Genomic DNA, 15,014 nt, shown 5'->3' with positions numbered 1-15,014 from the left:
GGAATAACCTTTTATTACTTCTTTAGCTTGTTATAACTCACCAGCACCCAGACGTCCGTCAAAGCAGCACCAGCATTTCTTCAAATCGTTATCTTTATTTTTAGATGATTGTTCCAATAAAAACAACCATGAAATACAAAAGAGCGACCTAAGTCGCTCTTTTTTTGCATTACTTACGTTTACGCTGAATCGCGTGAATTGCACGGCCATCAACAGCAAGAGCTGCTTCATGCACCACTTCAGAGAAGGTTGGATGAGCAAATGTCATTAACTGCAGGTCTTCAACTGACGATACAAACTCAAGTGCGATCATGCCTTGGTGGATGATATCAGACGCAGCAGGTCCAATCACATGCATACCCAATAGACGATCCGTTTTCGCGTCAGCAACAAACTTCACGAAACCAGCACCTTCACCCGCAGCCAAAGCACGACCATTGACAGCAAAACCGAATTGGCCAGTTTTTACTTCGTGACCTTTTTCTACAGCCTGCTGCTCTGTTAAACCAACCCACGCCGCTTCTGGGTGTGTGTAGATCACAGAAATAATGGTGTCATAGTTTACTTGCGCAGCATGTCCGTGAATACGCTCAACAGCCATCACACCTTCTTCCATGGCTTTATGCGCAAGCATTGGACCACGTACCAAATCACCAATTGCGTATACACCTTCAACTGAAGTTGCACACCAGTCATTTACTTCAACCAGACCACGTTCAGTCAGCTTGATACCTGAATCTTCAGCCAGTAGACCTTCAGCATAGGCACGACGACCTACACAAACGATCAATTTATCGAAAGTTTCAGTTTTATCTTCACCAGCTTGGGTATATTTAACTGTCACTTCACGACCGTTAATTTCAGTGCCAGAAACTTTCGCACCGATACGGATATCCATACCCTGTTTAGTCAGGATTTTTTGGTATTCTTTAGACAATGCTTTATCAGCCATTGGCAAGAATGCGTCCATTGCTTCAAATACAACAACTTCTGCACCAAGACGACGCCATACTGAACCTAGCTCAAGACCGATTACACCCGCACCAATCACACCTAAACGCTTAGGCACTTCAGTGAATTCAAGTGCGCCAGTAGAATCAACGATTAAGTCTTGATCTACAGGAGCTGAAGGAATGTTAATTGGTACAGAACCTGTCGCAAGAATCACGTATTTAGGCTCTAAAACTTGAACTTCACCTTCAAATGGTGTGAATTCAACTTTTTTGCCCGCAAGCAATTTACCTGTACCTTGCAACCATTCAATCCCGTTGCCTTTAAGCAACTGGGCAACACCGCCAGTCAACTGATCTACAACTTTGTCTTTACGACTCATCATTTTAGAAAGATCAAATTTAACTTCACCGGTCGTAATACCATGGTCATCTAAATGCTGAACGGTATCTTCATAACGATGTGAAGAATCAAGCAATGCTTTAGACGGGATACAACCCACGTTTAAGCAAGTACCACCCAAAGCTGGCTTGCCTTTATGAATACGTTTTTCGATACACGCAACTTTGTAACCAAGTTGAGCTGCACGAATTGCTGCTTCGTAGCCGCCCGGGCCACCACCAATTACGACTAAATCGAATTGAGACATGTTCATCTCCAAAAATGGGCCTAGAGTTTTGCCCTAAGCCCATAAATATATTCTTAAAAATTAAAGATCAAGGATAAGACGTGCTGGCTCTTCTAACAATTCTTTGATTGTTACAAGGAAACCAACTGCTTCTTTACCATCGATTAAACGGTGGTCATAAGACAATGCAAGATACATCATCGGCAAGATTTCTACTTGACCATTTACAGCCATCGGACGTTCCTGGATTTTATGCATACCCAGAATCGCAGTTTGTGGCGTATTTAGAATTGGTGTAGAAAGCAATGAGCCAAAAGTACCACCATTGGTGATCGTGAATGTACCACCAGTCATGTCTTCGATGCCCAGCTTACCGTCACGTGCCTTCGCAGCATATGCACGGATGCCGTTTTCAACTTCAGCATAGTTCATGCGGTCTGTATCACGAAGTACAGGAACCACAAGACCACGTTCAGATGAAACTGCAACACCGATGTCATAGTAACCATGATAAACAATATCATCGCCATCAATTGAAGCATTTACCGCTGGATAGCGTTTTAGTGCTTCAGTTGCTGCTTTAACGAAGAATGACATAAAGCCAAGACGCGCACCATGACGCTTCTCGAATGCATCTTTGTATTGAGCACGCATTTCCATGATTGGTTTCATGTTCACTTCGTTGAACGTGGTCAACATTGCAGTTTCTTGAGTTGCTGCAAGTAAACGTTCAGCTACACGCTTACGAAGACGTGTCATTGGCACACGTTTCTCAATACGCTCACCCACCGCAACGCTTAATGGCTGCGCTGCAGGTGCTGCCGGCTTCGCCTGATGATTTGCCACATCTTCTTTAGTGATGCGACCACCACGGCCCGTACCTTCGACATCAGCAGCAGCCACACCAGATTCAGTCAATGCTTTACGCACGGCTGGAGCCTGATCCTGTACCTGTTGACGTTCAACGATCGGTGCATTACCCGCTTCAGTTTGTGCAGCAGCTTGTTCAACTTTTTCTTCAGATTGAACTGCTTGAGTTTGTGTAGCGCCGGAAACAGCACCTTCTTCAAACTGTGCAATCACTTCAGCTGAAAGAACAGTATCACCTTCACCTTTAATGATAGATGAAAGTGTACCATCTGCAGGAGCAACAACTTCTAAAACAACTTTATCAGTCTCAATATCACAGATCACTTCATCACGTGATACTGCTTCACCTGGTTGTTTGTGCCACGTTGCGATCGTACCGTCCGCAACTGACTCTGGAAATACCGGTGCTTTAATTTCGGTTGCCATTACTTAGAATCTCCTGGATTATTCAGCATCGATCGCAAGCGCGTCGTTGATGAGCTGAGCTTGTTGTTTTGCATGCAAATATGGTGAACCACATGCCGGTGCAGCAGAAGCTTCACGGCCGGCATAGCTAATACGTACTTGTTTACCCGCTTTCATCACATCATCATAAAGACGCGGTGCAATGAACAACCAAGCACCTTGGTTTTTCGGTTCTTCTTGTGCCCAAACAAGATCTTTCACGTTTGGATACTGAGCCAGAACTTCTGCCAGGCGTTTTTCTGGGTATGGATATAATTGTTCAATACGTACAATAGCAGTATTGTTCAATTCTTTTTCACGACGTTTTTCAATCAGATCGTAATACACTTTACCACCACACAGAATCAGACGGGTTACCTCTGACTTGTTGATGTTATCTACTTCATCGATCACAGTTTGGAATGTGCCGTTTGCCAGCTCTTCCAGGCTCGATACAGCCAGCTTGTGACGAAGTAAGGATTTCGGCGAAGTAACGATCAGCGGTTTACGAATTGGACGAATCGCTTGACGACGTAATGCATGGAAAATCTGTGCAGGTGTAGTCGGTGTGATCACTTGCATGTTGTCTTCAGCACATAACTGCAAGAAACGTTCCAAACGTGCAGATGAATGCTCTGGACCTTGACCTTCGAAACCATGAGGAAGAAGCATGGTCAGACCACACACACGTTCCCATTTGGTTTCACCAGATGAGATGAACTGATCGATTACAACCTGTGCACAGTTTGCGAAGTCACCAAATTGTGCTTCCCAGATGATCAAACTCTTTGGAAGAGTGGTCGCATACCCATATTCAAATGCCAATACCGCCATTTCTGACAATAAAGAATCATAGATTGCAGTACGCGGCTGGTTTTCTTTGATGTGACAAAGTGGAATATAAGTTGAGCCATCTACCTGATTATGCAGTTTCGCATGACGGTGCGAGAAGGTACCACGACCTACATCTTCACCTGTTAAACGAAGCAAGTAACCTTCATCTAGTACAGATGCATACGCCAGAGTTTCAGCAGCACCCCAGTTCAATGGCATTTCGCCTGTTTGCATTTTCAGACGGTCATCAATTACTTTTGCAACTTGACGCTGCATCACGAAGCCTTCAGGAAGCTCACGCATTTTCACGCCCAGCTCTTTCAGACGTTCAATTGGGAAGGTTGTATCCCATTCGTCAGTATATTCATGACCCAGATAAGGCGTCCAGTCCACAAACATTTTTTTGTTTGGCTCAAGGACCAGTGCATTGGCAACGTGATTACCCGCTTCAAGATCTGAACGGTAGTTTTCTACCATCTGATCTGCACTTGCACGATCAAGAATACCCTGCTGTACCAATTGATCCGCATAAAGCGTACGTGTAGTCGCTTTCTTGTTAATCACCTGATACATCATTGGCTGAGTTGCAGCTGGTTCATCTGCTTCGTTATGACCGCGGCGACGGTAGCAGAACATGTCAATCACAACATCTTTACGGAACGTATGACGGAAGTCATGTGCCAGTTGTGAAATGAACACCACCGCTTCAGGATCATCACCATTAACATGGAAGATTGGTGCCTGAATCATTTTTGCGATGTCAGTACAGTATTCTGTAGAACGCGCATCACGTGGATCAGAAGTGGTGAAACCCACCTGGTTATTGATCACGATGTGAACTGTACCACCCACGGTATAACCGCGAGTTTGTGACATCTGGAAAGTTTCCTGGTTGACGCCCTGACCTGCAAATGCAGCATCACCGTGTACGATTAATGGCAATACGTCATCGCCACCAATGTCTTTACGACGTACTTGACGTGCGCGTACAGAACCCTCGACTACAGGTCCAACGATTTCCAGATGTGAAGGGTTAAACGCCAATGCCAGGTGAACTTCGCCACCCGGAGTCATGACGTTTGAAGAGAAGCCTTGGTGATACTTAACGTCACCAGAACCTTTCTTGTGAATAGACTTACCTTCGAACTCACCAAACAGGTCAGCCGGGTTTTTACCCATGATGTTAACAAGAAGGTTTAAACGGCCGCGGTGAGGCATACCGATCACAACTTCTTTACAACTTACAGAACCTGCACGCTGAATGATTTCGTTGACCATCGGGATGAAGGCTTCACCGCCTTCAACGCCGAAACGTTTAGCACCAACGAATTTATTACCAAGATATTTTTCTAGACCTTCCGCAGCAGTCAAACGCTCAAGGATATGTTTCTTTTGATCTGCAGAGAAGTTAAATTTACCACGCGCACCTTCAAGACGTTGTTGAATCCAACGTTTCTCTTTAGTGTCTACGATGTGCATGTATTCAGAACCTACTGTATGACAGTAGGTAGATTCTAAGGCTTCGACAATTTCTGCCAGGGTCGCTTCTTCTTTACCAATCGCTAGATTGCCAGTATTGAATACAGTATCTAGGTCAGACTGAGTCAAACCGTGCGCAGCCAGATCAAGGTCAGGTACAACTTCACGCTTTGCCAAACCTAATGGATCCAGTTTTGCCTTCTGGTGGCCACGATTACGGTACGCAGCAATCAACTGTAACACGCCAATTTGACGACGTTCATGTTCTGAGCTGACTGTTGACTGAACAACAGGCTGAATCCGGCTTGAATTGCGACCTAGCAGCAGGAATTGCTCACGTACATTACTGTGTGGTTGATCACCTTTTGGGAATTTATCGAAGTACGCTCTCCAGTCAGCACCCACTGAATCTGGAGCAGTCAGATACTGCTCATAAAGTTCTTCAATGTACGCTGCACTATCAGCGGAAAGTTCAGTGTCAAGACGCAGAGCGTCAGCAACTTCTTGCATTTGTGGACCCATTTCCTATTGCAAAAACATTTTCAGGATGCTTTTTAAGCAAAACCCAGGATTATTAGCATCAAATTGGTAATATGATACTAGTCCCCCATAAGGCATAAGCCATGAGGCGTTATCACCACACCAAGAAAATCTTGATATGTATAATGAACAATAACACCCCTCAGCGGTATCATCACTCATCGAATACCCGATCGAAACCGGGCAATTTTTTGCAAATCGACTTAGAAAAAAATAAGCATGAACAAAAGTTTTTTCTAAAGCGACTCAGTTCTATCTTTATATACCAGTCCCAGATTCTACAGTGTTTAAAAAATGTACCTAAAAGTGCTTTTTTTAAAGATATACATGGGCTGAATGCTACCATGTTCTCCACTTTTCAATTGATTTTTTTGACACATACCTTCTATAAATTGGCTAAATACAGTTCAGATATTTTACTCTAATATATGGTGCTTTATCCTAAAAATAGATTCAATGTAGACTTAAGTTCTAAGCATTTCCGATAAATAAAAAGAGAGCAAACTTCTCAATCCACTCCCTTTTCAAATTTCCGTTATATAATAACATCGTTCTTGTTATTTTTCAGGTCAGTTTTACACCGATCTTGTTATTTTTCAGCTCATTTTTAGCTCTAAAAGTCATAAATACCCCCAAATAATCCAGTGTCCGCCGTTAATGATGTTCAACATCTTCCTTATTCCCGAATTGCCTGAATCAACTCTATACATATTAAGTATGGTCTTCTTATTTTTATCTTATGATTGATTATTTTTTCTTGAATAATTTGCATAAAAAAGCACACCCTGAGGTGTGCCTTTTTCAAACTAGAGGAACAGCCTATTAGCCAGCCATATCTAAAAGCATATTACGGATGTGACCGATTGCTTTAGTAGGGTTCAAACCTTTAGGACATACAGATACACAGTTCATGATGCCTTTACAACGGAACAATGAGAACGGGTCGTCAAGACGAGCCAAACGCTCTTGTGTTCCAGTATCACGCGAGTCAATGATGAAGCGGTAAGCATTCAACAATGCTGAAGGACCCAAGAACTTGTCCGGGTTCCACCAGAATGATGGGCATGAAGTTGAACAGCATGCACATAGAATACATTCGTAAAGACCATCAAGATGCTCACGCTCTTCCGGAGACTGTAAACGCTCTTTAGGAGGTGCAGGCTGATTGTTGATCAAGAACGGATGGATCTTGTTGTACTGATCGTAGAACTGGTTCATGTCAACTACCAGATCTTTGATTACTGGAAGACCAGGCAATGGACGAACAGTAATTTCATTTGGTAAATCGTTCAGGTTCCAAAGACACGCCAAACCGTTTTTACCATTGATGTTCACACCATCAGAACCACAGATCCCTTCACGACATGAACGACGGAACGTTAAAGTTTCGTCCTGTACTTTCAATGCAAGAAGCGCATCAAGCAACATACGGTGCTTATCAGTCAGTTCCAGCTTAAAAGTTTGCATGTACGGTGCTTTATCCTTATCAGGATCATAGCGGTAGATATGAAATGTACGAGTACCTCTACTCATCTGAATTCTCCTGATTAGAATGTACGTGGTTTAGGTGGAATCGCATCAACCGACAATGGACGGTAACGAACTGGCTTGTACTCAAGACGGTTGTCTGCAGAGAACCAAAGAGTATGTTTCATCCACTCATCATCACGACGACCGTATGGGTAAGCAGGATGGTCTGGAGACTCTTCAAAGTCTACCACCGTATGCGCACCACGGCATTCTTTACGCGCTGCAGCTGAAATAAGCGTTGCTTTAGCAACTTCATACAGGTTTTCAACTTCAAGTGCTTCAATACGTGCTGTATTGAATACTTTAGATTTGTCTTTCAAGTGAATGTTGCGTACACGCGGTTCAATTGCAAGAATCTGTTTTACACCTTCTTCAAGCAGTGCAGATGTACGGAATACACCAGCGTGATCTTGAACGATGTCACGAATTGCATCAGCAACTTCTTGTGCATTCTCACCTGAGGTCGATTCGTCAAGTTTACGAACGCGCTCAACAGTTTGTTGAAGTACAGTGGTAGGCAGTGGTTCGTATTCATCACCGTGATGTTTAGTCACGTAATCAATGATGTGCTGGCCAGCAGCCTTGCCAAATACAACCAGGTCAAGTAATGAGTTTGTACCTAGACGGTTTGCACCGTGTACAGATACACATGAACATTCACCGATTGCATAAAAACCTTTCACTGGTTTAGTGAAGTCACGGCCTTCTTGATTGGTTGAATAAACGTCATTTTCTTTGTCGTAATGAGTAACAAGCGCTTCAGTTTCGCGAGTTTCAGGAACAACAACCTGGCCATGAATATTCGTCGGAATACCACCCATTTGGTAATGGATTGTTGGTACTACCGGAATTGGCTCTTTGGTGATATCAACGTTCGCGAATTTCTTGCCAATCTCGAATACAGATGGAAGACGTTTCATGATCGTATCCGCACCCAGATGCGTCATATCAAGCAGGATGTAATCGCCTTTAGGACCACAACCACGACCTTCTTTGATTTCCTGGTCCATAGAACGTGATACGAAGTCACGCGGTGCCAAATCTTTCAAAGTAGGCGCATAACGTTCCATGAACGGTTCGCCGTCTTTGTTACGAAGGATTGCACCTTCACCACGACAACCTTCAGTTAACAATACGCCTGCGCCCGCAACACCCGTTGGGTGGAACTGCCAGAATTCCATATCTTGTAATGGAATACCTGCACGAGCTGCCATACCAAGACCGTCACCAGTGTTGATATAAGCGTTTGTGGAAGCACGGTACACACGACCCGCACCACCTGTAGCGAATAATGTTGCTTTCGCCTGGAATACTGCAATTTTACCTGTTTCCTGGTCAATTGCAGTCACACCAAGTACGTCGCCTTCTTCATTACGGATCAAATCAAGCGCGATCCATTCTACGAAGAATTGAGTACCCATTTTCACGTTGCTTTGATAAAGCGTGTGAAGAAGTGCGTGACCTGTACGGTCGGCAGCAGCACATGCACGCGGAACCGCTTTTTCACCGTAGTTTGCTGAGTGACCACCAAACGGACGTTGGTAAATTGTGCCATCAGCATTACGGTCGAATGGCATACCCAGGTGTTCAAGTTCATATACAACTTGTGGCGCTTCGCGAGTCATGAACTCGATCGCGTCTTGGTCACCTAACCAGTCCGAACCTTTAACTGTGTCATAGAAGTGGTAGTGCCAGTTATCTTCTTGCATATTACCAAGAGATGCACCGATACCACCCTGCGCAGCAACAGTGTGTGAACGGGTTGGAAATACTTTAGTCAGAACGGCAACTTTCAAACCAGCTTGAGCAAGTTGGTAAGACGCACGCATACCTGAACCACCACCACCAACGATGACAGCATCGAAAGTTTCGTGTGGAATATTTGTGTAATCTTCTTTAGGGTTTATAGCGCCCATGATTGTTTCCTATCAATTCGCCCAAAAAATCTGGATGGCCCAGATTGCATATGCAAGTACAGCAATGATCACTGCTGAAGTCAGTACAAGGCGTAAACCTGAAGCTGAAGGACCCATTTGACGAGTAGTCACATAATCAGTGAATACCTGCCACATGCCGATCCATGCGTGTGCAACAAGAGATAAGACCGCCAATAAAGACATGATCTTCATTGGAACTGTCATCATAAAGCCGTACCATTGTTCAAAGTTGAAACCGCCATTTAGGAGAATCCAACCCAGTACAACAACGGTATAAACAGCTAGAACTACAGCACTGATACGTTGGAGAAACCAATCGCGAGAACCTGAACCTGTTAAACCAGTAGCGCTTTTCATTAGAGTACGATCCATACAAATGCTGCAACAATACCAATTGCAGACAAGATTAATGCGATAGTAGATGCAACACGGCCACTTTCTAGTTCTTCAGCAACACCCATGTCAGCAAGTAAATGCTTAACACCAGCGATGAAGTGAAAAATCAAGCCGGCGACAAATACCCATACAATGAAACGAACAATGAAACCACTCATGATTTCTTGAACTTGCGCAAAACCTTCAGGCGAAGACAATGACTTATCTAAGAGCCATAGAAGGACCGGTACGAGTAAAAATACGATAACACCTGAAAGACGGTGTAGAATTGATGCAATAGCCACGGGTGATTTTAAGTTTACTTCTAAAACTTGACCCATGGACAAATTGACAGGTCTGTTGCTTTTCACAGCGGGCATCCTGTAAGTAAAAACTCCATCCGGAGTTTGTTGGAATTAATTCGAAGGAAAGCTGGCATTTTTAGGCAAATTCATTACCTAAAATCAAAACGACACTGAATTATAAAACGTCAACTATCAAAATACAAACGGCGGAATTTGGCTTTTTGGAGAAAAAGCCATTAAATAAGAATCATTAACACCAACAATTTAAATCTCTCTACCCTCCCAGTCCTCCTTAATCTTATCTATATGGTTGTTTTTAAAAAATTAATTTGATTAATTTAATCTACTTTCAACCTAAAGACTCATGTGCTCGTTTTAGACTAAAGACGCACAGTTCAAACACAAATATTATTTAAATCTCTTTTTAAATCAGATTAAAATCAATTGCCTATATTCTACAGACCAATTGCCCTCCATAAAAAGCAGATCAATCATGAAGATATCTCGTTGTTAAATAGCCACTTAATATTCATTACGATGGTTTTTTCAATCGATTTAGGCTATTTGGATTCAAAAAATCATTTATTTATTTTTATACCACGCCCTTCTGCTATAAAACTGGCCATTTATTAAGCTATTTTTTAATCAATTAAACAGAACTAAAAATCCAATTAATTGCTTTTATTTATAATTCCGAATGTGACGTTTTGGATGACAAAAACCATGTAAGTTATGAGATTTATATAGTTTTAAGCATATTGGCTTTAACTTCTGACAGCTTTTATCTCGATTTCTTATAAGAAAAAAACGCTTACAAATACCCCAGACAATCTATTTTTTTCTGCACCTAGGCATTAATTTGACTTATTATAGAGGTTTGATGCTGTGATTTTACTGAACTTTTTATACTGAACAGATCTGACTAAATTGCTGTGCGACTGTCATTTTTCATCCATAAGTATAATTGACAAAATTTCAGTACTCACTAATCTTATAGCAAATTTTTGATCCGTCCGTTTTGTGCATTAAAAAATTGATAGGCAAACCGGATATACATTCACCAGGACAGGAGATCTATTGAATGTCTGAAGCAACTGGCAAGAAAGCCGTTTTACAGCTTGATGGCAAAGAAATTGAACTACCAATTTACAGCGGCACATTGGGCCCAGATGTAATCGACGTTAAAGATGTGTTGGCTGCAGGTCACTTTACTTTTGATCCTGGTTTTATGGCGACAGCGGCGTGCGAATCTAAAATCACGTTCATCGACGGTAACAAAGGTGTACTTTTACACCGTGGCTACCCAATCGACCAGTTAGCAACTAAAGCAGATTACCTGGAAACTTGCTATTTACTATTAAATGGTGAACTTCCAACTGCTGAACAAAAAGAAGAATTTGACGCTAAAGTACGTAACCATACGATGGTTCACGATCAAGTTAGCCGTTTCTACAATGGTTTCCGTCGTGATGCGCATCCTATGGCGATCATGGTGGGTGTGGTTGGTGCGTTATCTGCGTTCTATCACAACAACCTTGACATTGAAGATGTAAACCACCGTGAAATCACCGCGATTCGTTTAATCGCGAAGATTCCAACACTGGCGGCTTGGAGCTACAAGTACACGATCGGTCAACCTTTCGTTTACCCACGTAACGACTTGAACTATGCTGAAAACTTCCTTCACATGATGTTCGCAACTCCTGCAGACCGTGATTACAAAGTTGATCCAATTCTTGCAAAAGCAATGGACCGTATCTTCACACTGCATGCTGACCATGAACAAAATGCGTCTACATCTACAGTACGTTTAGCTGGTTCTACCGGTGCGAACCCGTATGCATGTATCGCTGCTGGTATCTCTGCACTTTGGGGCCCTGCTCACGGCGGTGCGAACGAAGCTGTTCTTAAGATGCTGGACGAAATCGGCACTGTAGAAAACGTTGCTGGCTTCATGGAAAAAGTGAAGACCAAAGAAGTTAAACTGATGGGCTTCGGTCACCGTGTTTACAAAAACTTCGATCCACGTGCGAAAGTAATGAAAGAAACTTGTGACGAAGTTCTTGGTGCACTTGGCATCAATGATCCACAGCTTGCCTTGGCTATGGAACTTGAACGTATCGCACTTTCTGACGAATACTTCATCAAACGTAACCTTTACCCGAACGTAGACTTCTACTCAGGTATCATTCTTAAAGCGATTGGTATCCCGACAGAAATGTTTACTGTGATCTTTGCGCTTGCACGTACTGTTGGCTGGATCAGCCACTGGCTAGAAATGCACAGCGGTCCTTACAAGATCGGTCGTCCTCGTCAGCTTTATACTGGCGAAGTTCAACGCGATATCGCTCGTTAATTCGAACGACGTTGAAAGACAGAAAAACCACCCTTTAGGGTGGTTTTTTATTACTGACAAAATCCTACACTTAGGTTATTTAATATCTTTTAAAATGAATAAATCTAAACCAAATTCATAGATTAAAATTCGAACAGGATTTGTACTTGATGTTGTTTTATGCTGCTCTGCCTTTCATTCTGAAACTTGTCCGTTTTGAACAGTTCAAATGTCGCAGCCTAACCCCTGGTGAAATCAGCATCTGCCAGCAGGTATTTGGCAACCTGATTGACTATTCAACAGTCAAAGTCATGAACCACCCCTACCTTCCCTGGCAATCCAGACATGTCATTATGGCACCCAGCGGCTATATTCATGCACGCAATTTAAATTATCGAGAAGACTATTCACAGGAAAGCTTGGCATATCAGGCACTATTCATTCATGAGATGACGCATATTTATCAATACCAACAGAAGATTAATGTGGTTTTAAAAGGTGCAATCCTGCAAAGTGCTTATTTTTTAAGCTTTAGGAAATATAATCCTTACAAATATCAATTTAATCCCAACAAATCATTTTCCCACTACAATATTGAACAACAAGGTGATATTGCAAGAGATATTTTCTTAAAAAGAATTCCGAATATAATTTTGAACCCCCAAATAAACAGATGATATTTAATTACTTTAATTTTAAGAAAAATCAAAAGCACATATTTTAAAATCCCTTATTCCCGCTTAAGTCTTTACTTCTGCATAGGTATAGATGTATAAAACATCAGCATATTTTGTAATTTTATATCATTACTTTCCCGTTCGAAGTCTCTTCTTGCTAAGTCAAGTCTAGCTTATCGATAAAATTTCGATAAAATAAGCCAGTATGATTATTTTACTTCGCACATTAAGATTCAGTAATCATGCGATAAAAAGTTTTTAGTTTAGCCATTTGGCATTTTATGAATATCGAAGTGCACTTAACTGGATAATTAGAATAATAAAAATCAGTAATTTAGTGTATTAACCTATAGGAATAGGATTTAATTGGATGAAAAGTTTTAAAATTGCAATTGCTCAATTCTCTCCACATGTCGGCAATCTGGATGCAAATGCGCAAAGAATGATTGAGTTGGCTAGTCAGGCCAAAGAAGATAAAGCGGATCTGATCATCTTTCCTGAGCTTTCAACACTGGGCTACCCTGCAGAAGATTTATTAATTCGCCCAAGTCTGGTGAAACGTACCAAGGCGGCTTTTGAAAAACTGACTGAAGTAAAAGATATTGTCATGGTCTTTGGTTTCGTCAATCAAACCGAAGATGGTCAGCGTTATAACTCAGCTGCTGTCATGAAAGATGGCGAAGTGCTGGGGATCTATAACAAGCAAGTGTTGCCAAATTATGGGGTATTCGATGAAAAGCGCTATTTTGGCGAAGGTCATCAGCACCTGGTTTTTGAGTATCTCGGACACAAATTTGGCATACTGATCTGTGAAGATGTCTGGTCTTTAGCGACCGTTCAGCAACTGGCTAAATTGAATGTTGACACCGCTTTGGTACTCAATGCCTCTCCATATGAAGTAGGTAAGCCCCAGCATCGTATTGAAACTATGGCAGCCTTAGTCAAGCAGCTGAATATCAATCTGGTGTACTGTAACCAAGTTTGTGGACAGGATGATTTGATCTTTGATGGTACCAGCTTTGTGCTGAACAAATCTGGTGAGGTAGCTGTACAGGCCCCAAGCTTTCAGGAAAAACTGGCGATTGCCGAGTATGATGCTGAAAAGCTTCAATTCAAGACAGGTAGCATCACTCCTGCCTTAGACACCATGGCTGAGATTTATCAAAGCCTGGTCATGGCAACACGTGATTATGTACAGCGCTCCGGCTTTCCTGGTGTAATTCTAGGGCTGTCTGGCGGTATTGACTCTGCCCTGACTCTGGCAATTGCCGTAGATGCACTTGGTGCAGATAAAGTTCAGGCTGTGATGATGCCTTATACTTATACCGCACAAATCAGTGTGGAAGATGCAGCTGCTCAGGCCAAAAATATGGGCGTGACTTTCGGTATTGCCGAAATCAATCCAGTGGTAAACGGCTTTATGCAGGTGCTGTTCCCATTCTTTGGTAATGCTCCAGTCGATGCGACCGAGGAAAACCTGCAAGCACGCTCGCGTGGTACTTTATTGATGGCTCTGTCCAACAAATTTGGTAACCTGGTGCTGGCAACTGGCAATAAATCCGAAATTTCTGTAGGTTATTGCACCCTGTATGGCGACATGGTGGGTGGTTATGCTGTTCTGAAGGACGTGTATAAAACTATTGTGTTCGAATTGGCGAAATACCGTAACAGCATTTCAGAAACGCCAGTAATTCCAGAACGTGTTATTACACGTCCGCCTTCAGCAGAATTGCGCCCAGATCAGGTCGACCAAGACTCTTTACCTGCCTATGACATTCTGGATGCGATCTTGTATTCTTATATTGAAGAAGATATGAGTCAGGATGACATTATTGCCAAAGGCTTTGATGCTGAAGTGGTGAAGAAAGTGATTCGTCTGGTTGATACCAATGAATACAAGCGCCGCCAAGGAGCAATAGGTCCTCGTATCAGCTCACGGTCTTTTGGTCGTGAACGCCGTTACCCACTCGTCAATGGCTGGAAAGCAGGAAACTAAATCCAGTTTTCAATGATATAAATTAGAATCGTTCCAGCGAGTGCCGGGACGATTTTTTTATGCTGTACTAAAGTTTAAAGATCATATCTCACATCAAATAAAACTGATAGGTT

At 42.4% G+C, this 15,014-nt stretch carries 10 protein-coding genes; 3 read left to right on the top strand and 7 right to left on the bottom strand.

All coding sequences use genetic code 11. The features are described 5' to 3' along the window. Positions 1-169 precede the first annotated feature (169 nt). From lpdA to sdhC, 7 genes are all read right to left on the bottom strand, one after another. Complete coding sequence (gene lpdA / locus VXQ11_RS00600; RefSeq protein ID WP_064095633.1) at positions 170-1,600, bottom strand: dihydrolipoyl dehydrogenase; 1,431 nt, start codon at positions 1,598-1,600, stop codon at positions 170-172. Positions 1,601-1,660: 60 nt separating this feature from the next. Further along, positions 1,661-2,875: a 2-oxoglutarate dehydrogenase complex dihydrolipoyllysine-residue succinyltransferase gene (odhB, locus tag VXQ11_RS00595; protein ID WP_416705175.1), complete on the bottom strand. Its 1,215-nt coding sequence runs from the start codon at positions 2,873-2,875 to the stop codon at positions 1,661-1,663. Positions 2,876-2,893: 18 nt separating this feature from the next. Next, positions 2,894-5,716, bottom strand: coding sequence for a 2-oxoglutarate dehydrogenase E1 component (locus VXQ11_RS00590; RefSeq protein ID WP_144724962.1), 2,823 nt, complete (start codon positions 5,714-5,716; stop codon positions 2,894-2,896). A gap of 852 nt (positions 5,717-6,568) precedes the next feature. Next, the gene (locus VXQ11_RS00585; protein WP_064095636.1) at positions 6,569-7,279 is read right to left on the bottom strand and encodes a succinate dehydrogenase iron-sulfur subunit; all 711 of its coding nucleotides are present in this window, start codon (positions 7,277-7,279) and stop codon (positions 6,569-6,571) included. A 14-nt stretch (positions 7,280-7,293) separates the two neighbouring features. Continuing rightward, positions 7,294-9,192 carry an FAD-binding protein gene (locus VXQ11_RS00580; protein WP_064095637.1) on the bottom strand — a complete coding sequence of 633 codons (1,899 nt, stop codon included), beginning with the start codon at positions 9,190-9,192 and terminating at the stop codon, positions 7,294-7,296. 12 nt (positions 9,193-9,204) lie between these two features. Beyond that, positions 9,205-9,570, bottom strand: a complete 366-nt coding sequence (sdhD, locus tag VXQ11_RS00575) for a succinate dehydrogenase, hydrophobic membrane anchor protein (RefSeq protein WP_064095638.1) — start codon at positions 9,568-9,570, stop codon at positions 9,205-9,207. Continuing rightward, positions 9,570-9,968 (bottom strand): succinate dehydrogenase, cytochrome b556 subunit, encoded by a 399-nt coding sequence (sdhC, locus tag VXQ11_RS00570; RefSeq protein ID WP_081406340.1) that lies wholly within the window; start codon positions 9,966-9,968, stop codon positions 9,570-9,572. Before sdhC ends, sdhD begins: the two co-directional genes overlap by 1 nt. Before the next feature lie 1,006 nt (positions 9,969-10,974). On the opposite strand from sdhC, the gene gltA reads away from it, so the two are divergent. The 3 genes from gltA to VXQ11_RS00555 all read left to right on the top strand — a co-directional run bounded on the left by gltA (position 10,975) and on the right by VXQ11_RS00555 (position 14,901). Continuing rightward, complete coding sequence (gltA, locus tag VXQ11_RS00565) at positions 10,975-12,249, top strand: citrate synthase (RefSeq protein ID WP_064095640.1); 1,275 nt, start codon at positions 10,975-10,977, stop codon at positions 12,247-12,249. Positions 12,250-12,398: 149 nt separating this feature from the next. Beyond that, a complete protein-coding gene (locus tag VXQ11_RS00560; RefSeq protein WP_416705337.1) occupies positions 12,399-12,905 on the top strand; it encodes a hypothetical protein in 507 nt (168 codons plus the stop codon). Positions 12,906-13,275: 370 nt separating this feature from the next. Beyond that, positions 13,276-14,901, top strand: a complete 1,626-nt coding sequence (locus tag VXQ11_RS00555) for an NAD+ synthase (protein ID WP_416679860.1) — start codon at positions 13,276-13,278, stop codon at positions 14,899-14,901. Positions 14,902-15,014: the final 113 nt, after the last annotated feature.

The organism is Acinetobacter sp. 197 (genome assembly GCF_048148385.1).
In the GTDB taxonomy this organism is placed as follows: Bacteria; Pseudomonadota; Gammaproteobacteria; order Pseudomonadales; family Moraxellaceae; genus Acinetobacter; species Acinetobacter pecorum.
Note: the sequence above shows the minus strand (reverse complement) of the source record. Positions and strands in the feature narration are given on the sequence as shown.